Genomic DNA, 23,587 nt, shown 5'->3' on the forward strand with positions numbered 1-23,587 from the left:
TTTAGTTCAGCGGCGTGAAAGGGCGCTCGTGTCATCTCAAGAGTCAGTCACCTCGTCGATTACCGTCGCGGCGGAGAATATCGGCGGAATCGATAGCACCGAGGTCACGCTCGCGCCCGGCGTGAACGTCCTGACCGGACGAAACGCGACGAACCGCACGTCGTTCCTGCAGACGATCATGGCGGCGCTCGGCAGCCGTCGGTCGTCCCTGAAAGGAGATGCGGACGACGGCCGCGTCGAACTGACCTTCGACGACGAGCGATACATGCGCTCGCTGACGCGGCGCAACGGCGAGGTCGTCTTCGACGGTGACCCATATCTCGACGAGCCGGAGCTGGCGGATCTGTTCGCCTTCCTGCTCGAGTCCAACGAGGCCCGCCGTGCGGTCCGGAGCGGTGACGATCTCCGTGAGATCATCATGCGGCCGATCGACACCGACGAGATCGAGGCGGAGATCGACCGCCTCGAGGCCGAAAAGCGCGACCTCGACGGCCGGCTCGAGGAACTCGCCCAACTCGACAGCGAACTGCCCGACCTCGAGTCCGACCGCGTCGCGCTCGCGGACGAGATCGAGGCGACCGAGGAGCGGATCGCCGATCTCGAGGCCGACCTCGAGGAATTCGATCTCGACGTCGAGGCGAGCCGCGAACGGAAGGACGCGATCGAGTCGGCCTTCGCGGACCTCCAGGAGGCCCGGACTGAACTCGAGTCGATCGAGTACGATCTCGAGACCGAACGCGAGAGCCGCGCCGAACTCGAGACCGAACGCGACGATCTCGAGACCGAACTCGAGGCGTTCGACGACGACCCCGAGTCGCCGGATCGCCTCGAGGGCCGCGTCCAGGAGCTGCGGGACCGAAAGCGGTCGCTCGATACGACCGTCAGCGAACTCCAGAGCGTGATCCGGTTCAACGAGGAACGGCTCGCAGAGGACGGCTTCGACGTCGATCTCGAGGTCGACGACGGAGCGGCCGCGGACGACGACGGCGACGTGACCGACCAGCTGCTGGCGGACTCGGACGACGTCGTCTGTTGGACGTGTGGCTCCCGGGTCGACCGCGACCGGATCGAGGCGACGCTCGACCGACTGCGCTCGCTCCGCCAGCGGAAACTCGACGAGCGCAGCGATCTCCAAGAGCAGATCGACGACCTCTCCGACCGGCGAAAGGAACTGCGCGAGCAACGCCAAAAGCGCGGGGAGATCGAAACGCGACTCGAGGCCGTCGAGGACGAACTCGAGCGCCGCACGGACCGCATCGAGGCTCTCGAGGCCGACCTCGAAGAGCAGCGGGCGCGCGTCGAAGACCTCGAATCGGACGCCGAAACCTACGAGAACGCCGAGTACGGCGAGGTTATCGATACCCACCGCGACCTGAACCGGCTCGAACTCGAACTGGAGGACCTCGAGGCCGAACGCGACGAGGTCGAAGCGCGAATCGCGGAGATCGAGGAGAAGATCGAGGAGCGAAGCGACCTCGAGCAGCGTCGCGAGACGGTCGAGGACGAACTGACGGACCTTCGAACACGGGTCGACCGGATCGAAGAGAACGCCGTCGACGCGTTCAACGACCACATGGACTCGATCCTCTCGATTCTCGAGTACCGTAACATCGACCGCATCTGGATCGAACGCCGCGAGCGGACGGTCCGGGAGGGCCGGCGGAAGGTCTCGCGGACGGCCTTCGACCTCCACATCGTCCGGACGACCGAGGACGGCCGCACCTACGAGGACACCGTCGACCACCTCTCGGAGAGCGAACGCGAGGTCACCGGGCTCGTCTTCGCGCTGGCCGGCTACCTGGTCCACGACGTCTACGAGATCGTCCCGTTCATGCTGCTGGACTCGCTCGAGGCGATCGACTCGAACCGGATCGCCGACCTCGTGGCCTACTTCGAGGAGTACGTCGACTGTCTCGTCGTTGCCCTGCTCCGAGAGGACGCCGAGGCGCTGTCGGAGTCGTACACGTACGTCGAGGAGATCTAGCGCTCGGCGATCGCCGACGTCCTCGTTCCGTCGCCGCCGTACGACCGATATCGATCGACCGGCCTTTATTCATCAGACATCGAAGTTTTTCGATATACTTTCGGAATTCATACGTGAATTTCGATCGATCGGTTCCTCGGCCGGTTCGCCGGCGCCGGCCATCAGCCCTGAACGGAAAATCGACGGAACCGACGGACAGGGGCCATCTCTCTGGGGTATGATTCAGTTCGACCGGGACTATACACACGATGAATCAGCCAGTTCGTAATACACCCGTGGCCGGTGATATCGGCTCTAAGCCCGTTTGAGTGATCGTCGGCGATTCGCTCGAGTGATACCGACGGCATCGAGTGAGTCCTTGCCTACTAGCTCGACCGAAATCGTACCAGAATAGAACGATAGTAACGAGACTGGTATTTCTATCAATCGCCGGGCGAGGAGTCGGGCCGGTAGCCGCGGCTGATGGCCTTCCAGTGGCCGGCGGCGAACCGGTGGTAGGTGACGGCGGCCGGGACGAGCGTCTCGAGGATCAACGCGGCGTACAGCGCCCCGATTCCCAGCGGCGTCACGGCCTCGAGACCCGGCAGGGGGACGGCGACGGCACCGAGGGCGGCGACGGGAAGCGCGAACGCATACAGCCCGAGTACCTGTCCATAGAACGGCCAGCGGGTGTCGCCGCTGGCACGCAGCGGGCCGGTCGCGCCGCCGCTGATTCCGCGGAAGACGACGCTCACGCAGGCGACGACGATGAACGTCGTCACGAGCGGGAGGATCTCGGTGTCGTCGACGAAGAGCCGGCCGACCCGCTCGGCGGAGACGAGGACCAGTGCCGCGCTACAGAGGTAGACGGCGGTGCCGAACCACAGCACCTCCCAGCCGTAGGTGTCGGCGTCGCCCTCGTCGCCGGTGCCGAGTTCCTGGCCGACGAGGCTGCTCGAGGCCAGCGAGAACCCCCAGCCGGGCGTGTCCATCAGGTCCCGCACCCGGCGCGCGACGACGTAGGCGGCCACGACGTTCGGGCCGAACAGGGCGACGATCGCGAGCATGGGGAACTGCGCGCCCCGGCGGGCGACGTTGGTGAAGACGAGCGGCGTCCCGATCTCGATCACGTTCCGGACGTCCTCGAGGGTCGTGTACGGCCGCGAGAGGTAGATCCTGACCGGGAACTCGCCGATCACCGGGAGCCGACCGAACGCGAAGCCGGTGACGAACGCCGCCAGCACGAGGACGTTGGTCAGTACCGTCCCGATCGCCGCGCCGACGACGCCCAGCTCGAGGACGAACAGCAGGACGGCGTTGACCGCGACGTTGACGACGGCACCGCCGGCTCGCAACGCCATCGGCGTCCAGGCGTCGTCGGCCCCGACGAGGGTCCGGCTGCCGATCAGGTTCAGGGCGGCGACGGGAACCCCGAGGGAGACGACCCGGAGGTAGTCGGCACCGTAGGAAACCGACGCGGCGTCGTCACCGACGAGTCCGATCAGCTCCGCGGGAACGAGCCAGAACAGGGCCGCGAGCGGCACGGTGATCGCGACGACGACGAGCGCGCTGGTCGTCACCGCCAGCGAGAGGTTCTCGGTCGCGCCCGCGCTGAATCGCTGGGAGACCAGCCCGATCGTCGCGCCGGCGACCCCGCCGCCGATCCCGAACGCGAGCGCCCAGAACGGCGTGGCGAAGCCGACGCCGGCAATCGCCGCCGGTCCCAGCGCGATCCCGACCATCGCCACGTCCGCCGCCGACTTCGACATCCGGGCGATGCCCGTGACGATCCGCGGCCACGCGAGGTCCGTCGTTCGCACGACGCGCTCCCGGTCGACGACGCCGGCCCGCGCGAGCAGGAACCCGATCGATAGCAGGAGCCACCGGAACGGGTTCGGCACTCGAGAAGCCACGCCTCGCGGTTCGGGAGTCGACGCTAAAACGCTTTATACCGGCCTCGTCCGTCACGGACGACCGTTCGGATCACCGCGGCGACCGCGGGTCGCGGTCGACCGGCGACCGGATTTATCCGGCTCGAGCGCGTCGGATCGAGTCGACCTGAACCGATGACCAGCGACGATCGATACAAACTGTTCGGCGTCTACGTCTCGCCGCCGGTCTTCGACGCGCTCGAGACGATTCTCTACGAGGAGGCGGGCGTCGTCGACTACGCGAACTACTTCGAGCCGACCGGCTCGACGGTGCCGGTCGGCGATCCGGGTGCGGACGCGACCGCCCAGCTGGTCGCCGACCTCGTCGCGGACTTCGCCGACCTGTACGACGCGGCGGACTTCGGGGCCGCTCGCGCCGTCGACCCCGAGGCGTTCGAACTCGCGCAACTCGCCGCCGAGCCGGAGACGGTGGCCCGCGCCCGCGAGCGGTTCCAGGCGGCGGCCACGATTCAGGAGACCGACAGCCGAACGGTCCACACCGCGATCCTGGCAGCGGCGCTCGAGGGGGTCGACGGCCCCGGAGAGTGAGCCGTCCGCTCAGGCTTCCTGCAGGTCGACGATACGCACCCAGTGATCGCCGTGTTCCGCCTCGTGATCCCTGGCATCCCTGTTTGCGTCCGCCCAGTCCGCGTGTTCCCGCTCGAAATCACAGCCGTCACACCGCAACTGGTACACCATGCGAGGAGCTACCACTCGTGGTGAGTTAAGTTTCGTCGCTACTATCTCCGGTCGGAGTTCTCGACGGTTCGATACCGTTCGATTCGCCGATACACGTCCGAACCCTCGGAACACACGTTCGTCAGTAATTGAATTGAGGAACATATTCGTGGAGTATGATTCGTGGGTTCCCGTGGTACGGTGTATCGAACGATGACCGCCGCAGACGCGGCGATGGATGCCGCCGAGACGGCCGGACCGTGTACGTTACGCAGCCCGACCGCAGGGTGGTACCTCCTCACCGTCTCCCGGCTCGCCGCTCGGGGAACGGGACGGGTCGGAACCGGTGAACTCGCCGAGCAACTGGACACCAGCCCCGCAAGCGTCACCGAGATGGTCGGACGACTCGCCGAGGACGCCGTCCTCGAGTACGAGAAGTACGCCGGCGTCGAGCTGACGCCCCGCGGAGCGGCGATCGCCGAGTCGCTCGCGTGGCGACAGTGCGTGGTCACGTCCTTTTTCGATCGCGTCCTGGCGTACGATATCGACGACTACACCGCCTATCGGATCGGATACACGATTCCCGAAACCGGCGTCCACCGGCTGCAAGAGCGGATCGACGACCCCCGTGTCGACGCTTGCCGACGCATCGGTGAGGGGTCCGACGGCTGTCTCGTCGAGGCTCACGCCGAGGGTTAGCGGGACCGCCTTCCAGTCCCGACCACCGATGGCGGGCGCTTGGTCCGACAGCGAATCGACAGCGACGACCGGGACCGGACGGTCGTCAGCCGAGTTCGCGCCCTTCGAAACGCCGTTAGTCGGATCGGTGTGATTCCATCGCCGCACCGTCCTCCTGTGGCCACATCGCCCAGGCCAGGAGGGCGATGACGACCGCTAGCCCGACTACACCCGTCTCGAGGACGGACAGCGTGATACCGAACCACGAGAGGGCCGTCCGGAACTCGACGACGAACGGGATGAGGACGGCGATGACGACGAGAAGCGCACCCTTGGAAAGTCGCATATTTTGGTTCCCGTCATATGTTGGGCCCGAAACCGCCAAAGGTTGGTGGTGAACATGTTCGCCACCGGTTGCCCGTCGTCGAGCGACTGCTCGAGATCAGCGACGCTCGGCTGACGTCGGTCCGATTGATTCGTCCCCGCGTCACGGTCGCTCAGACCGTGTGGATCTCGTAGCCCTCGTCCGCGAGGGCCGCGACGTCCGGTGTGTGTTCGGTCCCGTCGATCTCGAACCCCTCGGCCTCGACGGCCGCTGCGACGCCTTTGAACGTCGCACAGTGGTCACAGACTCCGGGGATGAGGTCCTCGTCTTTCGCCCGTTCGTAGGCCTCTCGTGCCGGCGCGGGCCGGTCCTCGATATCTTCGAACCAGTACGTCGCGGCCCCGTCGAAGTAGACCCGCGCCTCGTGGCCCGCCGCGTCCAACTGCGCGGCGTAGGTCAAGGGGTTCGCGAACTTGCCCGGTCGCTCCGGATGCGAGAGGAGGATGAACGCGTGTTTCGTCATAGCCGGTTCGGGAGACGGCCGCGACCCGGATAGTAACCGTCTCGAATACCTTCCCCGGTCGACTTAGGGGGTCCGACAGCCGGTCTCGAGGCGACGGAACCGCCGGCTGTGGGCGTCGGGGGTTCGAGGTCCCCTCCGGTCGCGAGACGTGGGACCGTTCAATCGGCGCGGATGGAGATATCGGGCTGGTGTTCGCAGTCCCCCGTCACGAACTGTTTCAGGACACGCTCCTCTAACCGGTGGAGCGTCTCGCTACACGTCGACTTGGCGATGTCGAGTTCGTCCGCGAGTTCGACCAGCGTGATCCGGCGCGGCGTGTCGTAGTAGCCGCGGTCGATCGCTTCGTAGAGGAGCCACTGCTGTCTGTCGGTGAGCAGCGACTCGGAATCGGCCTCCGGTTGCACCCGCTCGAGCGAATACGTGATCCCGGAGTCGGTCAGGCTCTCGCCGAGCCGCGAGAGTTGCTCCTGGGGGATCGTCGTCTCCAGGGCCATCCGCCCGTCGCTGATCTCGAAGGGGGTCCGAAGCGGCACGCCCGACGACTGGATCGCGGTCAACACCACCGGCGACGTCGTCTCGAGCTGGAGACGCCGCCGGTGACAGGCCGTCTCGAGGACCGTCAGGTCGGTCACCGAGTCGTCGGCCCGGAAGGCCTCGCAGATCCGGTCGGCCGCCGTCCCGAGGACCTCGAGCCGGGCGGCTCCCGTCCCGTCGGTGGCCGTCGCCGCGAGGACCCGAAACCGGGCGTCGGGGTAGTCGCGCGATATTCGGCCGATCCATGCGTCCGCTGGAATCGTGACGGTGAGTTCGACGTAGGGCATGATGTGGGGCGGTCGCGATCGGCGTCGGTGCGACACCGGTCGGACTCGAGCTACCCCACTGTTTTAGGCACACCTAAGAATAGGTTGGCGCGGATATGTTCGCCGCTCACGTAAATACCCCAGTCGTATGACGGGGTCGTCGGCTCGGTCGGATCCACCATATCGGCGATGTTCGCGGTAGTACCGAACGGCCGTGTTCGAACGAGCGGGCGACTCGAGTCCCGCGAGATCGACGCCCGACTCGAGGATCGACAGCCCGTCGATAGCCGTGTCCGGCCCTCGAGTGTGGGACGACCCGTTCGACCGCGAGCGGCGAGCGCGTATTTAAACGACGATCCGGATCGATTCGTCAGAGTCCCTATCGCGGTCCGCATGTGAGAACGACCGATGACTGATCACGACTCCGGCGTCGCCGTCACGTTCCACCCGCAGGAATGGACCGATTCGGCGGGCGCGGCACACGACTGGGACCGGAAACAGTTGATCCCCGCCGAGGGGCGGGACCCGGTCACCTACGTCGTTCCGCTCGAGGACGGCACCGACGAGGACGGGACCGTCTACCCGGACGAGTCCTACGAGGCGAATCAGTTGCAGGCCCACCCCGCGGCCCCGGACTGGGTGCGCGAGTGGGACGGGCCGTACTACGTTACGACGGCGTCGGTCTCCGAGAGGTGAACGATCGCCGTCGAACCACCTCTATTCACAGACTATCCAGTAATTATAAGTTTCTCAGCGCGGTATCCGAGAACGGAAGCGCTCTCCCAGGGACTACGCGAAAGTCCCAGGTGTCCTAGCACCTGAGACGCGCTTCCAAACCGGTCAGGTTTGCAAGCATGATTCCGTACTTACTCACGAGGCATAAAAGTCTCGCACGGCACGCACAGCGTCGGTATTCGATTGGATTTGGCTCGAGGAGGTTCGAGCAACGCGATCAGCGCCGCCCGAAATCCCTATACGAGAAATACGGCACTCGAGGTGGCGGGCGATGAGTTCCGACGGCACGCTCGGTAGGTGTTCACGCTGTGGCCGCGACGTGCTGATCACCCACTGTCTCGGGCCCGGTGAATGCTATGCGTGGCCCTGTGGCTGTCGCCAACCGCCCGCGGCGTTCGCGGACGGGGGCGATTTGTAGATTGATCATCGACTACTGATTTTTGCTAGTCTCGACGATTCTAATCATACTATAGTGACGAGAATCCTGACCCTCAGCCAGAGGTTTCACAAAAAGTTACCCGGAGAGATCAAGTTGGATCGCGCACAAGATCATGCCGCCGATTGTGAGTCCTCCCGCGGTCCTTCGACAGACTGGTGAGATAGTTTGTGGTACTGTTGGCTCCCGCCGATGTCATTCCTCCCACAAGGCGGCAACATATTCGACAGACTCATAGATTCATTGGGAACCAATTCAACCTGAAGAATCTACGCTCTTATTGTAGACTGCAAATTAGGCTGAAAGCCGATTACATCAGACCAGCGGAGGCAAAATATGATTCCTGGCTCCGGTATCTGAACCTCTTTTTCCCTATCCTCAACGTAATCAAAGACGAAATTTTCAGTATTGGCAGATTTATCAATCCACTTACTTATTCGTATGACATCGTTTGTTATATTTCCAGGTTCTGGTCCATCGCCACGACATTCAGAGTATATTCTGGTTCTCAGGTCCTCTAAGCTTAAGCTTGTGCCTGGAGGATTCTGAGCTATTCCACGCAACAATGTAAGATAGCGGTTTCCACTGTTGCCGTCAATCCACTCAAATGGTTTCTTTGATTTACCCCTCGCCTTTCCCGTCAATATGTCAAATTCAGTCTTATATTGGGTTTTTATAGATCCTGCAACCTCCTCTAACAGGTCAATCACAAACTCTTCATCAACATTCATAACTTCCCAGTCATTGTCTCCAAAATAGTATCCAGTATTAGTGCAGAGTTTATAACACAACTTTTGCATTAGTTGTGGCGATTGGATCGATTCTTCGGCTAATACTCGAATTACTGAATCATCTATCTCTATTTCAAGCGCGTCAAACCCCTTACGTGCAATTTTCGAAAGCTCTTGGGTTTTCCAAGGTTGCAGTTCAACTGACTCAACTCTCTCTGCAAGGTCTATATCTGCCGCAGTTAATGCATCTGAACGATAGTCAATGTACCCAATACAAAATTTTAGGCCCTTATCAAGCCCTTCTTTGATATTTTCTGCTACGGGAGTATGCACACTATCTGGGATTTTGTGAGCATCATCTACAAAAATCACAAAATCATCGTTGGGTGTTTCATCGTCATCAGAATATTCACCATTATAAATGTCGAGAATTGTACTCAATCCGAGGTCATAATCTTCAACAATCACATCAAAATCCTCCTCGGTTGTTGATGTAGAATACTTTGCAGTCAGGGCTTGAATTGCCGCCCCGATTGTAAAGCGATCCTGTTCTCGCGTTCCCTGTCTACTCTCGTAATGACGACTTGTTGGTTCACCCAACTCTTTTAGAACACATTTCCAAAAATCATCTCCGCTATCAATATTATTTCCGCGAACTTCAACTATATAGTCGGGAGTTCGGTCGTAATTTTGGACAACGTGCCGAACTATTGTAGACTTGCCTGATTTTGATGGACCAGAGATTGACACTACAGCTTCTTCTTTAAATAAATAATCTGCTAATCGGTCCTCAACATCTCCATCCCTTCTTCTAACATATGTATATTCTGGATAGTTTGCATCTCGAAATACTTCGCCAGCTCTCAAACTCATTACTCACCAAAAGATTTTCCTGCATTGAAAGCTTTTCGACGACTATTTGATTTTGTTTAATATTTTATAACTATTGGGGTGGTGTAGAAAGATTCAAATTTTCTGATTACGTTACGCGCAGGAACCGAGCGTATGAATTGAGGCGGATTTGAACCACGAGGGCCCGCTTCGCTCGTCCTCTGGGCTCAAATCGCCTGTAACGATTTCTGACGACACGGAATCATCGCTATGCTCCTCGTCGTTGCGTCGGAAAAATGGGTTGGGGCGGATTTGAACCGCCGGCTTCCTCCGTGTGAAGGAGGTATCATAACCGGACTAGATCACCAACCCGCACGAGGCCCTTCCCGTGCGTCTGACTTAAGACTTCCTTTCAGCGGTCGTCGGCGTCACTCGAGCGACCCCCATCAACGCGCCCACGCACGTCACCAGCGACCCCACGAACCCGATGGGCCGCACGCCGCTCGAGGCCGAGCGCATCCGCCCGGACCGCCTCGAGCCGACTCGGCTCGGGTTCGGCTTCGACCGCGAGCCCGAGCCGTGATCGGACGCGATCGACGTGGGGCTCGAGCGTTTCCGCAACGCCCAGACGGGCGTGTTCGGCGGCGCGAGCGAGGTAATACCGGCTGTCGTGGAAGTGGTTGTTCATCGGTTCTCTCCCGTAGAAAGGTTAGCTGAGTATATAGTCCTATCGTAGAGGACGAATTTCGACGCCGCTCCCGCGGGCGATCCCGAGCCCGACACGCGATCGATTGACATACGTCACTCCGTGAGAATTCCCGGCTATGAACGAGTTCCAGTCGGTCGCGCTCGAGCGCGAGGGGGCGACCGCCGATCTGGTCGTCGAGGGCGGGCAGGTGTACTGTTCGAACCGCCGCGAATTTCTCGACCGCGATGTCGCGATCGTCGGCGACAGGATCGCCGCCTTGCTCGCGGACGCCGAGTCGGTCACCGGCCCGGAGACGACGGTCGTCTCGGCGGCCGACAGCATCGTCCTGCCGGGGCTGATCGACGCCCACACCCACGCCGACATCCAGCTGCTGTTCGACCGCGAAGTGCCCCATCTGCTCGCATCGGGGACTACCTCGATCGTCACCGAGAGTTCCGGCCTCGGGCTGCTCTTTGGCAGCCGCGGCGTCGAAACCTTCCTCGAGCGGACCGCCGACGCCCCGGTCTCGGCCTCCGTCTCCCTGCCGCCACAGGACTTCGTCGACACCTTCGAACCCGCGACGGGGACGCCGGCCGAACTCGAGGCGCTCTCGGATCTGCTGGATCACGAGCGGGTCGTCGGCGTCGGCGAGATCGACTGGATCCACGTCGTCGGCCGCGACGCGCCGCTCGAGGATCTCTACGAGCGCACCCGCGAGCGCGATCTCCCGATCGTCGGCCACGGCGCGGGCTGTCGGGGCGAGGCGCTGCGGGCGTTCGCGACCGTCGTCGACAACGACCACGAGGCGATTTCGGCCGACGGGATCCGCGAGCGCGCCGCCAACGGGATCCACGTCGTCGGCCGCTCCGGCTCGATCCGAGACGACCTCGAGGCGCTGATCGATGCCTACCCGGACCTCGACCCACGGAGCGTCTCGCTGTCGACCGACGGCGTCTGGCCCGGCGATCTGCTCGAGGGCTTTGGCATGGCCGAGATCGTCCGCCGGCTGATCGACGCCGGGATCGAGCCCGCCGACGCGATCGACGCCGCGAGCCGGAACACTGCAGCCCACTTCGAACTCGAGGACCGGGGCGTCGTCGAGCCGGGTGCCGTCGCCGACCTCGTCGTCGTCGACGACCTCGAGTCGATGGCCGTCGAGACGGTCCTCTCCGAGGGCGAGGTCGTCGTCGCCGACGGCGACCCGCTCGTCGACGCCAGGACCGACCCCTACCCCGACTACGTCTACGACACGATCTCGGTCGACGTCTCGGCCGAGCGCTTCACCGCGCCCCTCGAGGCCGCGCCCGAGGGCCGTGTCCGCGCGATGGCGGTCGACCGCGGGCTCGTGACGACCGAAACGACCGCCGATGCCGCCGTCGTCGACGGACCGGACGGCTCGAGCCGCCGGCTCGGCCCCGACCCCGCCACCGACGTCCTCACCGCGACGGTCCTCGATCGCGACCCGGCGACCGAGAAACGGGGCTTTACCGGCTTCCTCACGGGCTTCGGCCTCGAGTCGGGGGCGCTCGCTACCTCGGCCGTCTGGGAGGCGACCGGGCTTGTGACCGTCGCCGCGGATACCGACGACGCCGTCGTCGCCGCCGACCGCGTCGCCTCGATGGGCGGCGGGATCGCAATCGCCCGTGACGGCGAGGTGGTCGCCGACCTCGCCATGCCGGTCGCCGGGGCCGCCGCCGAACTCCCGCCCGAGCAGTTCGCCGCGGAGTTCGAGGCGCTCGAGGACGCCCTCCGCGAGGCCGGCGTCGACATCGACCGGCCGCTGTTGACCGCGCAAACGCTGACGTTCCCCGGCGTTCCGACGCTGAAGCTCACGGCGTCGGGCTACGCCGACGTACTGGGCCAGTCCGTCGTCGGCCTCGAGCCGGCGGCGGACACCGACGACTGAGCCGCGCGGATCGCGCTTCGGTCCCCGCCGGCCGAACCGACCCCGTTCTCGGCTCCATCTACCATTATAATTCTACGGATAACCGGCGCTTCACCCGGTAACACTCCCGTTAGCGAGAATATAACCGGTTCTGGAACGAACCGGATACCGTCATGCAACGACGAACGCGGAACGCGGATCGAACCGACTCACGACCGATCGGACCGGCCGGCGCGGCGACGGCGGTGAGCCGCTGATGGCATTCGAGAGCGGCCTCGCCGCCGTCGTGTTGCTCGTCGGCCGACTGCTGTTCGGCGGGCTGATACTCTACCAGGGAATCAACCACTTCCTCGCGCCGGACGCGATGGCCGGCTACGCCGAGGCCAAGGGCGTCCCGGCGCCCACGTTCGGCGTCGTCGCCTCGGGCGTCGTCCTCGTTCTCGGTGGTCTCGGCCTCGTCCTCGGCGTCTACCCCGTCATCGCAGCGGGGGCGCTGGCTGTCTTCTTCCTCGTCGCGACGCCGCTCATGCACGACTTCTGGGCGGTTCCCGACGACCAGAGACAGAACGAGATGAACCACTTCACCAAGAACGTCGAACTGTTCGCCGCGTCGCTGCTCGTGCTGGTGCTGGCGAGCCAGCCGTGGGGCTACGCGCTGAACGTCGGTCTCTGAGCAGGTTTCTCCACGAGACGACGTCTCGCGGCCACAGGACGGTAGTACGAACGGCGGGCTCTCGGCCGACTCACCGGCTCGAGCGATGGGTTCCGACCCGGACCACCAACGTGGTTCGGCGAACGGTTCAAGCGGTTCGTCGCCGACCGGTCTCGTATGGCAACGAACGAACCGACCGCGGGGGCCGCCGAGACGAAGCAGTTCCTCGTGACCTGTGACAGCTGTTCCTACGAGCGGTCGGCGACGGGCCGTGCCGAAGCGACCCGACTCGGCACCGATCATCACCGGGAAACCGGTCACGACCCCGTCGCCCTCGAGGTCCCGGCATCGGCCGCCGGCCCGTAATCCGGGCCCCGCCGGTAATACGGATCGCACCCGCGTCGTCTCTCGAGTACTGCGTGTGGCGGCCGCTCTCGCCGTGTCCTCGAGCGACGGAAAACACCGATTCGGGTCAGTACTCCGGCGATTCTTCGGGTTCGCCGTCGCGGGCATTGACGACGCGCGCGATCGTGAACAGGCCGTCCGAGAGCCGGTTGAGATACTGCACCGCGTCCTCGTTGATCTGTTCCTCCCCGGCGAGCGCGACCGCGCGGCGCTCGGCGCGCCGACAGACCGTGCGGGCGTGATGGAGCGCGGCCCCATCGTCGCTGCCGGTCGGCAGGACGAAGGAAGTCAGCGGCTCGAGTTCCTCGTCGTAGGCATCGATCCAATCCTCGACGGTCTCGACGTGGTCGGGCCGGATCGCGGGGTCGTCCTCGTCGGGGTCGGGATTGGCGAAGTCCGCCTGCACGATGTGGAGGTGGTTCTGGATCGCCGACAGGTGGTCGTTGACGTCGTCGTAGTCGGTCGGGCGGATCGTCCCGAGCAAGGCGTTGAGTTCGTCGACGGTCCCGTAGGCCTCGATCCGGGCGCTCGCCTTCGAGACGCGACTCATGTCTCGGAGGTCCGTCTCCCCGTCGTCGCCGCGGCCGGTGTAGATCGACATGACTGGACCGACGGACGGCGACCACTTAATTTCCGCGTCGAACGCACGCCGGAACCAGTACGTTAAACTCGCTCGATCCGCTATCGCCGCGTATGGCTATGGAACTCGACCACGAGTGCCCCGACTGCGGGGGCGAGAAGACCTTCTACCGCGCCGCCAGCACGTCGCTGCACCTCGGCGAGAAGGTCAAGTGGCACTGCCCGGACTGTGACTACGGCTTCGTCCGGATCGGCGACAACGGCACCGCCGTCGACTCGAGTACGGCGTAAGCCCGACCTGCGCCGTCTCCTTTCGTCGTTCGATCCGTCGTTTTTCACTTCACGGCACGGATGCCAAACGTGTACTCGTAGCGGCACCGACGCCGCGGACGAACAGTGCGTACTACTCGTCCTCGAGGTGGTGCCACGACAGCCGCGGGCTCCGCGCGGCACTCGTTTGATCGATCCGGCGTGCTGTCGTGCGTTCCGGCGCGGCCTCGAGCGTCGCGTCGTCCTCGGCGGCGACGGCGTTGAACGCGGCGGCGAGCCGATCGAGGGTGGCCTTGCTCTCGACCTCCGTCGGCTCGGTCATCAGGGCCTCGGGGACGATTTCGGGCCACTTGGTCGTCGGCGGGTGGACGCCGTAGTCGAGCATCCGCTTTGCGACGTCGGCGGCGTCCTGCTCGCCGGCGCTGGCGACGAACTCGTGGTGGAAGGGGCCGTAGGGCACGTCGTACTCGATCCGCTCGGCGAGGTAGTTCGCGTTCAGTACCGCCGAGGCGCTGGCGTCGGCCAGCCCCTCGTCGCCGAGCCGCGCGATGTAGGCGAAGGCCTTGAGCAACACCAGCCAGTTGCCGTAGAAGCCGTGGACCTTCCCGATGGTGTGGTCGGGCTCGAAGCGTTCGTACCGGGGCTCGCCGCCCGCGGACCCGGCCTCGCGCTGTCGGACGCGGGGCGCGGGCAGGAACGGCGCGAGGTCGTCGACGACGCCGACTGGCCCCGCACCCGGCCCGCCGCCGCCGTGGGGCGTCGCGAACGTCTTGTGGACGTTGTAATGCATCACGTCGAAGCCCATGTCGCCCGGCCGCGCGCGGCCGAGCAGGGCGTTCAGGTTCGCCCCGTCGTAGTAGAGCAGTCCGCCCGCGTCGTGGACCAGCTCGGCGATCTCGGTGATATCGCGCTCGAACAGTCCGAGCGTGTTGGGGTTCGTGAGCATGAGCGCCGCCGTGTTCTCCGAGAGGGCGGCCTCGAGCGCCTCGAGGTCGACCCGGCCCTCGTCGTCGCTGGGCAGGGAGACGACGTCGTAGCCACCCAGGGCGGCGGTCGCGAAGTTGGTGCCGTGGGCGCTCTCGGGAACGATGACCTCGTCGCGGTGGCCCTCGCCGTTGTGTTCGTGGTAGGCCGCCGCGACGCGGATGCCGACGAACTCGCCGGCGGCCCCGGCGGGCGGCTGCAGCGTCACCGCGTCCATGCCGCCGATCCGACCGAGGTAGTCCTGCAGGCGATAGAGCAGTTCCAGATTGCCCTGTACCGACCCCTCGGAGCGGTCGGGATGAACCGCCGCCGACGGCAGCGCGGCCACGTCCTCGGTGAATTTCGGGTTGTACTTCATCGTACACGAGCCAAGCGGGTAGGGCCCGCTATCGATCCCGTAGATCATCTGGGAGAGTCGCGTGTAGTGACGAGCCAGTTCGGGCTCGGAGAGTTCGGGTAGCTCGAGCGAGTCACGGGTGAGGTCGTCGGGCAACGGCGACTCGCCGTCGGCCGTCTCCTCGCCACCGCCGATCTCGACCCGCGTCAGATCCTTCTCGGAAAGCAGCGGCTCGTACTCGCCGTTCTCGACGTAGCGGGCCTGATCGTACCGGACCTGCGGGTCGTCCGGTCGCTCGTCGCTCATCGGATCACCCCCTCGAGGGCGTCGACGAAGCGATCCAGCCGCTCGTCGGGGACGCCGGCGACACAGACCTGAATCTCGTGGTCGCCGACGACGTGGACCGCAAAGCCCCGCTCCTCGAGGTCCGACGCGACGGCGCGGGCGGGCTGGTCGACGCGGGCGACGAACTCCCGGAGGTGGTGTCGGTCGTGGACCGGCGCTTTCACGCCGACGATCTCGTCGAGTCGAGCCGCGAGATCACGCGCGCGTCGGACGTCGCGCTCCGCGAGATCGACCATGCCGCTCGGGCCGAGGACGGCAGCGTGCATCGCGGTCCGGAGCGCGACCCAGGCCTGGTTCGTACAGATGTTGCTCGTGGCTCGCTCCCGACGGATGTGCTGTTCGCGGGTCTGGAGCGTCAGCGTGTACGCCCGCCGGTCGGTCGCGTCCTCGCTGGCCCCGACCAGCCGGCCGGGGACTTGCCGGAGGTAGTCCTCCCGCGTTGCGAACAGGCCCAATCCCATCCCGTAGCTCGTCGGGAGCCCCAGGACGCTGGCGTCGCCGATGACGACGTCCGCGCCGACGTCGGCGGGGCGCTCGAGCAGGGAGAGCGCGATCGGGTCCGAGCCGAGGACGAAGAGCGCATCGTTGGACTCGGCGAGGTCGCCGACGGCCTCGAGCCGTTCCTCGATCGTTCCCCGTACCGTGGGGTTCTCGGCGTAGATCATGACGACCTCCTCGTCGGCGGCGGCCTCGAGACCCGCGCGGTCGACGGTGCCGTCCTCGGCGGGATAGGTCTCGACCGCGAGGTCCGTGCCGGCGACGTAGTTCTCGAGGGTGCTTCGGCGCTCCTCGCGGAGCAGCTCGGGGACGAGGACACGGTGGCCCGTGGTGTCGCGGATGCGGTCGGCCAGCGTCGCGGCCTCGCCCAGCGCCGTCGCGGCGTCGTACATCGAACAGTTCGCGACCGGGAGCCCGGTCAGCTCGACCAACAGCGACTGGTACTCGAACAGGGCCTGCAGGAACCCCTGTGAGACCTCGGGCTGGTACTGCGTATAAGAGGTCAGAAACTCCGAGCGGTCCGCGAGGTGATCGACCAGCGACGGCACGTAGTAGCCGTAGTGGCCTCGTCCGAGCAGTTCGGTCACCTCGTCGTTGCGGGCCAGCAGCGACCGTACCAGTCGCCGCGTTTCCCGTTCCGATCGCGCGTCGATGTCGAAGCGCCCGTCGAACGCGACCTCGGCCGGAACGTCGAAGAGGTCCTCGACGGAGTCCGCGCCGACCGCCTCGAGCATCGCCGTGCGGTCCTCCTCCGTGTGGGGAGCGTACGGGCTCCCCGTGGCGTGTGATCCGTGCATAGCTAGACGTGGTCCCGGTCGACCGACCCGATCGGTTGCCCCCCGCATCGACGGCGGCGTTCGATCCGAGACACGATACTGTCCTCTAGCGGACAGGGGATAATGAACGCACCCGTTTCGGCGTGACCGGCCGAGAGCCGCGGCCACGAACTGGGGCCGCGGTCGCCATACGGACGACTGAATCGGCCGCCGACCGATCAGGAATCGTCGTCCGCGCCGCTCGAGTCGGCTTCCCCCTCGGCGTCGGTGACTAGCCCGCCGGCGTCGGGAGCGGCCCCGTCGATGGGGTCGTCCGTTCGGGCGCGCGCGAAACAGTCGAGCGTGAGTTTCGCCCCGCCGAGGACGACGGGTCCGATGAAAAGGCCTACGGCACCGAAGACGATGAGGCCGCCGAAGATGCCGACGACCACGATCGCGGAGTTGAAGGCACTGGACCGGCCGATCAGCGCGGGCCGGAGGTACGAATCCGAGAACGTGACGACCAACCCGTAGACGAACATCGCGACGCCGGCGGTCAGTCGCCCCATCGCGACCAGATAGAGGGTCGCCGGGATCCAGATCCCGAAGGCCCCGACCAACGGAAGCAGCGTCAGGATGAACGTCGCGACGGTCAGGAAGATAACGGCCGGAACGCCGGCGATCAGCAGTCCGACGCCGAGCATCACCGACTGAATGGCTGCGACGGCGACGTTTCCGACGACCGAGGCCCACATCAGCCGGTCCAGCCCGGCCTCGAGTTCGTCGAGGACGTCGTCCTCGATCGGCAACACCCACCGGAGCCACGAGACAAGCCGCTCCCCGTCACGCAACAGGGCAAAGAGGACGAACAGCGTGACAGTCAGCCCGATGAACATACTCGGCAGACTGCCCAAGAGTGCGATCGCCCCGTTCGTGACCTCCTGAACGGCCGTCGCGATTCGGTCCTGGTTCGACTCGTACAGCGCGACGAGATCGACGGCATACCCATTGCTCTCGAGCATGGACTCGATCATCTCGACGTCGATCTCGCCTTGCCTGATCGACCGGACGAGTCGGAGCGACTGGCCGACAGCGAGCGAGAGGACGTAGATCAGGGGCAACAACACGACGAGCAGGGTCGCCGCCACGACCGCAAGCGCCGCGATCGTCGGCCTGACGTAGGCCTCGAGGCGTCGCTGAACCGGCAACAGGATGTACGCGAGAACGACGCCGAAGAGGACGTACTGGAGATACGGCAGGAGAACGACCAGTGCGAGCAGGGAACTCGCCAGTGCGAGCGCGGTCAATCCCGGCCGCTCGACGAGCCAGTTCGGGGGATCGGGCCTGTCGGACATAGACGGATATGTCACAGCCCGTCAGATTAGTCTGCTGATACGACGTCCGAGCGGCGTCGGAACCGCCGCCTCCTCCACGTACCGGGACTTGCTACTCGACGTATCGGTACTTCCGCTCGCCCATCCGACCCCAGCCGTCGAAGACGAACTCCTCGTCGGGGGTCGTAAACTCCTCGACGTCGACGTCCATCTCGTGGTTGTGGGCGTCGTGGATCTCCTCGTAGTCGTCCCACGACATCTCGTAGCGGTCGGAGAGCTGTTCGTCGATGTTCAGCGCCTCGATCTCCTCGACCCAGCCGTCCCGGACCGTCTCGGAGTGGATCTCCGCCTGCGCACCGCTGCCGTAGGACCCGATGAGCAACTTCTCGCCGACCATTTCGCGGTCGTTCTCGAGCGCGTGTTTGAGCGCGCTCGCGCGGGCGACGTGGACCGAACCGGTGTACCAGTTGCCGACCTCGCGGGAGATCGTCAGCGTCGGATCGATCGTGGCGTCGTACCACGTCGCGTAGCGGTCGGTGTCTTTCAGGGCGTCCATGTACTCTCGGAGCGCATCACGGTACTCGTCGTCGGAGTCGAACGCCTCGGGACGGGGCTGGCGACCGATTTCCTCGGCCAGTTCGTCCTCGACCGCCGTGTTCCGCGTGACGTGACGGAACGCGAGCAGGGCGGCCTTCCGGACCATGCCCGGGAAGGGGGTGTGGAACGGCGCGTAGGCGAAGTCCTCCTCGTGGACCTCGCCGGCGACGCTCTCGAAGTCCTCGAGGGCCTCGCGCATCCGGGCGAGATAGACCTGCACGGAGCGTTTGCCGTCGACACTCGGGAACTGCTGGTTCGGCTTGAGGAAGTCCGTCTCGTCGGCCGAGCCGTAGCCCTGCTCGGCGGAGAGTTCGACGAGGTTCGGATCCTCGCTGATGAGCATCGCGACGGCACCGGCACCCTGTGTCGCCTCGCCGTCGTCGCCGCGGGCGTACAGCGCCGTGTCGGTCGCGATAACCAGCGCCGAGCGGCCGCGGTTGCGGCCCGCTCGGATCCAGTTGTACGCGTCGTCCAGGCTCTGGGTCCCCGCGATACAGGCGAACTTGCGCTCGCCCTTGTTCGCGTGGTGGAAGTCGCCCTCGTAGACCTGCTCGAGGCAGCCAGCGACGTACGTCGAAACCGGCTTCGAGTTGTCGAAGGCGCTCTCGGTCGCGACGTCGATGCGGCCGATATCGTCGGGCTCGAGGCCTTTCCGCTCCATCAGCCGGTGAGCGGCGTTGGCCCCCATCGTGACGATGTCCTCGTAACTGTCGGGGAAGGAACTGGCGTTCAGTCCGAGTCCTTTCGTGTACTTTTCCGGATCTTCGCCCTTCTCAGGGGCGAACGTGCCCGGAAGGTCGAGTTTGAGGTTACCCGTCCAGATCTCGACGGCGTCGATGCCGACTGCAGTCATACTTTCTCAATGTAGGTGACGGTACAAGGTATTGTCGTTCGTCGTTTCGACGATCGACGAACACATAGCTGTACCCGGGAACAACCCACCGTCACACCTTTCACACTTACTAGCCGGAAGAGACAGTTCTCGTTACTGTTTTGCTGTTACCTGCAGTGTCAAACACTGTCTGGCGAATCGTATACCCGCTATCAATGTCTTTTCCGGTTGCTTTGAGGCTTGCCTCGGCAGTCCCGTCGCCAATACGATCGTCAACTGAACTATCGACAACGGTCGCCGTCGTGTCTAGCAGTTCGAATTCGACTCGAGAGAGGTCGCCGTTTGGATCGGAAACGGCGGCAGTGATATCGTACCGATCGTTACCGGTTCCACTTGCAGTAATCTCCACCGAATCGATCGAGGGGGCATCTATCTCGAGCGTTATCTGTTGTTGTCCAGTCGTTCCCGACGCTGTCTCGTACTCGATCGTCATGTTCACCGTCTGGCCACTCATGTCGGTGATCGCATAGAGGTCGGCCGGTCTGAACGGGCCGATTCGACCAGTTACGGTTTGACCGGGCTCAAACGGGCTCGTCCGGTCGAGCGTGTTGGTACTCCCGTCGACCCGAATACCGATGGTATCGAAATTACCAGTATCGACCTCACCAACCACTTCACCATCCGAGGTGAAAAGAATCTCTCGCCCACCGGTATTATCATTGACTCGAGTCGGGTTCGCAGGTTCGACGCTATCGATGGCTATTCCAGTCAAAGTCACCGGCTCGTCGCCGGTGTTTTCGAGTTCGAACTCGATTCCGCTGTTACCACTGCCGGTCGACACAGTATTCGTGGCGTCGAAGTTTATGTCTGGGGCGGTAACGGAGATCGTTCCTACTGCTGTACCGTCCCCGCTCGACGCGAAAACTTTCGCTTCCTCTTCGCTCGACGCTTCGGAATCTATTGTCATAGAAACCGTCGCATTTCCATCCTCAAACGACGTTGTGGCCGGACCAAACGTCGTCTCGTCTATGACGTTGTTCGGGTCCGAGAGTGCGAAATTCACTTGCCCTCCCCGAAGGGACTCGTATCCCTCGACGCCGGCAGTTAGCGATACCGTCTCAGATGGTCCACCGGTCACTGTTGCCTCGGAGCCGGAGATGGCCTGTCTGTTCCCGGCTACCGTTGCTTCCCTCCACGTGAGATCGAGTCGGGAGCCGTTCGATGGCTCCGTCGAGGTCCGTTTTTCGTTTCCGATGTCGAAGTCATCGCTGCTCCCTGCGCCCTCACCAACGCCGACGCGAGCGATCTCGAGCGTATAAGCCCGCTCGAGTTCGATCTCTACCTCGTCGTCAGCAGTCGTTTCTCGGACGGTAACACCGTCGGTGTCCTCGAGTTCGCTCTCCCAGATCGCTTTCCGCTCGGTGGGAAGCGTCAGCACGGAGCCGGCCTCGAGTTCTTTCGTTCGCGGCTCGTCGAGGGACTCTAAGGAGACTGATGTCGCGCGTCCGGACGTTTCAGAGACGTTCCCATCGAGCAACACGAGCGAGATGCGTTCGCTTCCGACGAGTTGCTGGGAGCCGACCGAGACGTTCGCCTCGTCGAACTGGTTGTACAGCAACGAGTGTTCGATGACGGTTCGCGGGGCGTCGCGGTACTCGTTGTAGTCGGGTTCGTACGCGAGAAAGCGAGTTTCGTACGGCCCGTAGACCGTATCGTTGCTATCGGTAATCGTAACCGGGCCCGGATCGGTCGTCTCGAGTCGCCCGGTCGGATCGGGTGGATTCGTCAGAAAGGTTCGCGTCGGATAACTGGTCCCGAGCGTCACCGAGGCCGATCGGGAACTCCCGCCGAACCCGGCGGTCCCGATCGCGTTTCGTACGTCCTGCAGTTCGTTCGTGACCTGCCGGTTGTGGTCTATTTCGACCGCCTGGTTCTCCGCCGGCACGGCGTTGACCTGATAGAGCGCGAGCGCAGTGAAAACGATCGCGAGCAAGAGTATGGCTCCGATCTGCACCGTCACTGCGCGCTCGCCGTACCGCCGTCTCATAACGATGGATAGTCACCGGCGGTTAAACGTCTGGTGGCCCGACGCGGCGAAAACGAGACCCCGTCCTACTCGTCTTCCTCGACGACTTCCGGGTCGCTCATCGCGCTCTGGAGGCTGTCGAGGCCGTTGATCCACTCCGTGACGAGGCCGTACTCGAGGTCCTCCGCGACACCCATGTCGAGTTCCTCGCCATCGATGATGAGCGTCCCTGCCTGGGCGGCGTAGCCAAGCGCCGCGTCGAGATCCTCTTCGGCCTCGGCGTCGGCCGCCGCGCCAAGATAGTCCCCGACGCTGCCGTCCTCGGCCGGCCCGTTGGCGACGTACTCCTCGGCCGCGAAGAAGACACAGACCAGGCTCGTCTGGACGCCGTCGACCAGGATCAGTTTCTCCTCGTCCTCGATGTCGACCTCGCCGAGGACGATCTCGCGGACGTCCTCGATCTCCGCGAGGGCGTCCTCCCCCTCGAGTTCGCCGTCGTCGTAGGCGGCGACGATCTTCGCGATCGCGATCGCCGTGTCGTCCTGCAGGTTGAGCAGGAGTCGAGCCGAGTCTTCGTCTTCCGGATCGATGTCTTCGTCTTTGATGCGACCGATCCAGTTCTGCCAGCGTTCCTCCGAGTAGAACTCGGTCGGGGGATTGCTCATACAGACACCTACACCGGCCGCTTGAAATGCCTTTCTCTACACTAGCCGCCGAAAGTGAATGTTTGGACCGGCATGATGATCGGCTAAAACGCTTTTACAGCCGCTCATGAGAAGGCAGGTGCCGTTTCAGCTCGTCGGATAGAGCGGGCGTTCGACGGTAAGAAGGAATTACCCGTTCTCACTCGAGCGTCGCTTCGGTATCGATCCCGTAGACAGCCTTCGGCGTCTCGACGTGTGCGATCTCGACCGCCTCGTCGTACCCGTTCTCGAGCAGCCAGCGGACCCGCCGGGGGACCGTCTTGGGACCCAACACTGCGCCCGGCCGGTCGGGGTCGTCGATGTAATCGGTCTCCATCAGGAACGGCTCGCCCCGCTCGGCGGCCGTCTCGAGCCGATCCTTGTCGCTCATCACGCTCGGCGTCGGTCCCTCGAGGCGGCCGCTCGCGTAGTGTTTGACGACCCGGTGGGGCACCATCCCGGCCGCCTCGGCCCAGTCGGCCACCTCGGTCATGTCCTCGCTGGCCTCGGCATGGAGCTGGACCGCACACTCGAGGGCGGCCCCGTGGTCGAACGCCCGGCGCATGACGTCGTTCGAGGCCGCCCAGACGTCGTCGTCGACCTCGTAGTGAGGGCGGCCGGACTTCAGCGCCAGCGCGTCGCCCGACTCGACGTACTCCGCCGCCACGTCGATGCCGGCCTGCATGAGATCGCAGGCCTCGTCGGGCGCAAAGCCGCGCTCGTCGACCAGCCGCGAGATCAGCCCCGGATGGACCCCGAGGACGGGCCAGGCCCGGCCCTCGAGTTCGCTCGAGGCCGCCTCGACGATGTCGATGGTGCGTTCGAAGACCTCGCGGAAGTCCGCACCGGTCTCGGCCTCGACGCCGAGATGCCAGGAGGGTTTGTTCACCACGAGCAGGTGGGTGCCGCCGACGCGGGCGAAGTCGCGGACGGCGTCGATGCCCCGGTGGTTGTCCGGATCGAGGTGGAGGTGGTCGTCCAGCACCGGCCGGTCGTCGATCATACGCGTGGCTGGGCGGGCCGCGCCCGAAAAGTCACCGGGTTCGGACCGCCCGGGAGTGGACTGTCATTATCAACCCGTATCGA

At 64.3% G+C, this 23,587-nt stretch carries 23 protein-coding genes and 1 tRNA gene; 8 read left to right on the forward strand and 16 right to left on the reverse strand.

Annotated features, from left to right (window positions below):
• Positions 1 to 28 precede the first annotated feature (28 nt).
• The gene (locus ACSBP4_RS03795) at positions 29 to 1,984 is read left to right on the forward strand and encodes an archaea-specific SMC-related protein (RefSeq protein WP_049966621.1); all 1,956 of its coding nucleotides are present in this window, start codon (positions 29 to 31) and stop codon (positions 1,982 to 1,984) included.
• A 422-nt stretch (positions 1,985 to 2,406) separates the two neighbouring features.
• Here the strand turns inward: ACSBP4_RS03795 and ACSBP4_RS03800 are convergent, their stop codons facing one another.
• Positions 2,407 to 3,864, reverse strand: a complete 1,458-nt coding sequence (locus tag ACSBP4_RS03800) for an MATE family efflux transporter (RefSeq protein ID WP_435551534.1) — start codon at positions 3,862 to 3,864, stop codon at positions 2,407 to 2,409.
• 165 nt (positions 3,865 to 4,029) lie between these two features.
• On the opposite strand from ACSBP4_RS03800, the gene ACSBP4_RS03805 reads away from it, so the two are divergent.
• Entirely contained in the window at positions 4,030 to 4,443 is a 414-nt protein-coding gene (locus ACSBP4_RS03805; protein WP_435551405.1) for a hypothetical protein, read from the forward strand.
• Positions 4,444 to 4,452: 9 nt separating this feature from the next.
• Here ACSBP4_RS03805 and ACSBP4_RS03810 read toward each other — a convergent pair whose 3' ends face one another.
• Positions 4,453 to 4,593, reverse strand: coding sequence for a hypothetical protein (locus tag ACSBP4_RS03810; protein ID WP_006182074.1), 141 nt, complete (start codon positions 4,591 to 4,593; stop codon positions 4,453 to 4,455).
• Positions 4,594 to 4,785: 192 nt separating this feature from the next.
• Between ACSBP4_RS03810 and ACSBP4_RS03815 the strand changes: the two genes are divergently transcribed.
• Positions 4,786 to 5,271, forward strand: coding sequence for a metal-dependent transcriptional regulator (locus ACSBP4_RS03815; protein WP_435551406.1), 486 nt, complete (start codon positions 4,786 to 4,788; stop codon positions 5,269 to 5,271).
• Between the two features lie 115 nt (positions 5,272 to 5,386).
• Here ACSBP4_RS03815 and ACSBP4_RS03820 read toward each other — a convergent pair whose 3' ends face one another.
• The 3 genes from ACSBP4_RS03820 to ACSBP4_RS03830 form a co-directional block, all read right to left on the reverse strand.
• Positions 5,387 to 5,596, reverse strand: a complete 210-nt coding sequence (locus tag ACSBP4_RS03820) for a CbaC protein (protein WP_373633211.1) — start codon at positions 5,594 to 5,596, stop codon at positions 5,387 to 5,389.
• Positions 5,597 to 5,747: 151 nt separating this feature from the next.
• Positions 5,748 to 6,098, reverse strand: a complete 351-nt coding sequence (locus ACSBP4_RS03825) for a DsrE family protein (protein ID WP_435551407.1) — start codon at positions 6,096 to 6,098, stop codon at positions 5,748 to 5,750.
• A gap of 158 nt (positions 6,099 to 6,256) precedes the next feature.
• Entirely contained in the window at positions 6,257 to 6,955 is a 699-nt protein-coding gene (locus ACSBP4_RS03830; RefSeq protein ID WP_435551408.1) for a helix-turn-helix domain-containing protein, read from the reverse strand.
• Positions 6,956 to 7,306: 351 nt separating this feature from the next.
• Here ACSBP4_RS03830 and ACSBP4_RS03835 point away from each other — a divergent pair, with 351 nt between their 5' ends.
• A complete protein-coding gene (locus ACSBP4_RS03835; protein WP_435551409.1) occupies positions 7,307 to 7,594 on the forward strand; it encodes a hypothetical protein in 288 nt (95 codons plus the stop codon).
• Positions 7,595 to 8,338: 744 nt separating this feature from the next.
• Here the strand turns inward: ACSBP4_RS03835 and ACSBP4_RS03840 are convergent.
• The 3 genes from ACSBP4_RS03840 to ACSBP4_RS03850 all read right to left on the reverse strand — a co-directional run bounded on the left by ACSBP4_RS03840 (position 8,339) and on the right by ACSBP4_RS03850 (position 10,319).
• A complete protein-coding gene (locus tag ACSBP4_RS03840; protein WP_435551410.1) occupies positions 8,339 to 9,673 on the reverse strand; it encodes an ATP-binding protein in 1,335 nt (444 codons plus the stop codon).
• 255 nt (positions 9,674 to 9,928) lie between these two features.
• Positions 9,929 to 10,003, reverse strand: a tRNA-Val gene (locus ACSBP4_RS03845).
• 40 nt (positions 10,004 to 10,043) lie between these two features.
• A complete protein-coding gene (locus tag ACSBP4_RS03850; RefSeq protein ID WP_435551411.1) occupies positions 10,044 to 10,319 on the reverse strand; it encodes a DUF7553 family protein in 276 nt (91 codons plus the stop codon).
• Between the two features lie 136 nt (positions 10,320 to 10,455).
• Between ACSBP4_RS03850 and ACSBP4_RS03855 the strand changes: the two genes are divergently transcribed.
• The 3 genes from ACSBP4_RS03855 to ACSBP4_RS03865 all read left to right on the forward strand — a co-directional run bounded on the left by ACSBP4_RS03855 (position 10,456) and on the right by ACSBP4_RS03865 (position 13,222).
• On the forward strand, positions 10,456 to 12,225 hold the full coding sequence (locus tag ACSBP4_RS03855; protein ID WP_435551412.1) for an adenine deaminase C-terminal domain-containing protein: 1,770 nt from the start codon (positions 10,456 to 10,458) through the stop codon (positions 12,223 to 12,225).
• 235 nt (positions 12,226 to 12,460) lie between these two features.
• Complete coding sequence (locus ACSBP4_RS03860) at positions 12,461 to 12,877, forward strand: DoxX family protein (RefSeq protein WP_435551413.1); 417 nt, start codon at positions 12,461 to 12,463, stop codon at positions 12,875 to 12,877.
• A 156-nt stretch (positions 12,878 to 13,033) separates the two neighbouring features.
• Entirely contained in the window at positions 13,034 to 13,222 is a 189-nt protein-coding gene (locus ACSBP4_RS03865) for a hypothetical protein (RefSeq protein ID WP_049966610.1), read from the forward strand.
• A gap of 106 nt (positions 13,223 to 13,328) precedes the next feature.
• On the opposite strand, the gene ACSBP4_RS03870 is transcribed toward ACSBP4_RS03865, so the two are convergent.
• On the reverse strand, positions 13,329 to 13,862 hold the full coding sequence (locus ACSBP4_RS03870) for a cob(I)yrinic acid a,c-diamide adenosyltransferase (protein ID WP_006179301.1): 534 nt from the start codon (positions 13,860 to 13,862) through the stop codon (positions 13,329 to 13,331).
• A gap of 92 nt (positions 13,863 to 13,954) precedes the next feature.
• Between ACSBP4_RS03870 and ACSBP4_RS03875 the strand changes: the two genes are divergently transcribed.
• Entirely contained in the window at positions 13,955 to 14,131 is a 177-nt protein-coding gene (locus tag ACSBP4_RS03875; protein ID WP_015298880.1) for a hypothetical protein, read from the forward strand.
• Between the two features lie 112 nt (positions 14,132 to 14,243).
• Here the strand turns inward: ACSBP4_RS03875 and gcvPB are convergent, their stop codons facing one another.
• From gcvPB to ACSBP4_RS03910, 7 genes are all read right to left on the reverse strand, one after another.
• Positions 14,244 to 15,737 carry an aminomethyl-transferring glycine dehydrogenase subunit GcvPB gene (gene gcvPB / locus ACSBP4_RS03880; protein WP_435551414.1) on the reverse strand — a complete coding sequence of 498 codons (1,494 nt, stop codon included), beginning with the start codon at positions 15,735 to 15,737 and terminating at the stop codon, positions 14,244 to 14,246.
• A complete protein-coding gene (gene gcvPA / locus ACSBP4_RS03885) occupies positions 15,734 to 17,071 on the reverse strand; it encodes an aminomethyl-transferring glycine dehydrogenase subunit GcvPA (RefSeq protein WP_435551415.1) in 1,338 nt (445 codons plus the stop codon). The genes gcvPB and gcvPA overlap by 4 nt, the downstream gene beginning before the upstream one ends.
• A 197-nt stretch (positions 17,072 to 17,268) precedes the next feature.
• Positions 17,269 to 18,384, reverse strand: a complete 1,116-nt coding sequence (locus ACSBP4_RS03890) for an AI-2E family transporter (RefSeq protein WP_435551416.1) — start codon at positions 18,382 to 18,384, stop codon at positions 17,269 to 17,271.
• 91 nt (positions 18,385 to 18,475) lie between these two features.
• Entirely contained in the window at positions 18,476 to 19,813 is a 1,338-nt protein-coding gene (gene hmgB, locus ACSBP4_RS03895; RefSeq protein WP_006179309.1) for a hydroxymethylglutaryl-CoA synthase, read from the reverse strand.
• Between the two features lie 109 nt (positions 19,814 to 19,922).
• On the reverse strand, positions 19,923 to 21,617 hold the full coding sequence (locus tag ACSBP4_RS03900) for a hypothetical protein (RefSeq protein WP_435551417.1): 1,695 nt from the start codon (positions 21,615 to 21,617) through the stop codon (positions 19,923 to 19,925).
• Positions 21,618 to 21,904: 287 nt separating this feature from the next.
• Positions 21,905 to 22,483 carry a DUF2150 family protein gene (locus tag ACSBP4_RS03905; protein WP_076144927.1) on the reverse strand — a complete coding sequence of 193 codons (579 nt, stop codon included), beginning with the start codon at positions 22,481 to 22,483 and terminating at the stop codon, positions 21,905 to 21,907.
• A gap of 178 nt (positions 22,484 to 22,661) precedes the next feature.
• Complete coding sequence (locus tag ACSBP4_RS03910; RefSeq protein ID WP_435551418.1) at positions 22,662 to 23,504, reverse strand: TatD family hydrolase; 843 nt, start codon at positions 23,502 to 23,504, stop codon at positions 22,662 to 22,664.
• Positions 23,505 to 23,587: the final 83 nt, after the last annotated feature.

The sequence above is a fragment of the Natrinema sp. CGMCC1.2065 genome (assembly GCF_051225675.1).
GTDB lineage: Archaea > Halobacteriota > Halobacteria > Halobacteriales > Natrialbaceae > Natrinema > Natrinema thermotolerans.

Excerpts from the sequence above, each read along its gene's own strand:
- ACSBP4_RS03805 (WP_435551405.1), top strand. The coding sequence starts at position 4,030 with ATGACCAGCGACGATCGATACAAACTGTTCGGCGTCTACGTCTCGCCG.
- ACSBP4_RS03810 (WP_006182074.1), bottom strand. The coding sequence starts at position 4,593 with ATGGTGTACCAGTTGCGGTGTGACGGCTGTGATTTCGAGCGGGAACAC.
- ACSBP4_RS03815 (WP_435551406.1), top strand. The coding sequence starts at position 4,786 with ATGACCGCCGCAGACGCGGCGATGGATGCCGCCGAGACGGCCGGACCG.
- ACSBP4_RS03820 (WP_373633211.1), bottom strand. The coding sequence starts at position 5,596 with ATGCGACTTTCCAAGGGTGCGCTTCTCGTCGTCATCGCCGTCCTCATC.
- ACSBP4_RS03825 (WP_435551407.1), bottom strand. The coding sequence starts at position 6,098 with ATGACGAAACACGCGTTCATCCTCCTCTCGCATCCGGAGCGACCGGGC.
- ACSBP4_RS03835 (WP_435551409.1), top strand. The coding sequence starts at position 7,307 with ATGACTGATCACGACTCCGGCGTCGCCGTCACGTTCCACCCGCAGGAA.
- ACSBP4_RS03840 (WP_435551410.1), bottom strand. The coding sequence starts at position 9,673 with ATGAGTTTGAGAGCTGGCGAAGTATTTCGAGATGCAAACTATCCAGAA.
- ACSBP4_RS03850 (WP_435551411.1), bottom strand. The coding sequence starts at position 10,319 with ATGAACAACCACTTCCACGACAGCCGGTATTACCTCGCTCGCGCCGCC.
- ACSBP4_RS03855 (WP_435551412.1), top strand. The coding sequence starts at position 10,456 with ATGAACGAGTTCCAGTCGGTCGCGCTCGAGCGCGAGGGGGCGACCGCC.
- ACSBP4_RS03860 (WP_435551413.1), top strand. The coding sequence starts at position 12,461 with ATGGCATTCGAGAGCGGCCTCGCCGCCGTCGTGTTGCTCGTCGGCCGA.
- ACSBP4_RS03865 (WP_049966610.1), top strand. The coding sequence starts at position 13,034 with ATGGCAACGAACGAACCGACCGCGGGGGCCGCCGAGACGAAGCAGTTC.
- ACSBP4_RS03870 (WP_006179301.1), bottom strand. The coding sequence starts at position 13,862 with ATGTCGATCTACACCGGCCGCGGCGACGACGGGGAGACGGACCTCCGA.
- ACSBP4_RS03875 (WP_015298880.1), top strand. The coding sequence starts at position 13,955 with ATGGCTATGGAACTCGACCACGAGTGCCCCGACTGCGGGGGCGAGAAG.
- gcvPB (WP_435551414.1), bottom strand. The coding sequence starts at position 15,737 with ATGAGCGACGAGCGACCGGACGACCCGCAGGTCCGGTACGATCAGGCC.
- gcvPA (WP_435551415.1), bottom strand. The coding sequence starts at position 17,071 with ATGCACGGATCACACGCCACGGGGAGCCCGTACGCTCCCCACACGGAG.
- ACSBP4_RS03890 (WP_435551416.1), bottom strand. The coding sequence starts at position 18,384 with ATGTCCGACAGGCCCGATCCCCCGAACTGGCTCGTCGAGCGGCCGGGA.
- hmgB (WP_006179309.1), bottom strand. The coding sequence starts at position 19,813 with ATGACTGCAGTCGGCATCGACGCCGTCGAGATCTGGACGGGTAACCTC.
- ACSBP4_RS03905 (WP_076144927.1), bottom strand. The coding sequence starts at position 22,483 with ATGAGCAATCCCCCGACCGAGTTCTACTCGGAGGAACGCTGGCAGAAC.
- ACSBP4_RS03910 (WP_435551418.1), bottom strand. The coding sequence starts at position 23,504 with ATGATCGACGACCGGCCGGTGCTGGACGACCACCTCCACCTCGATCCG.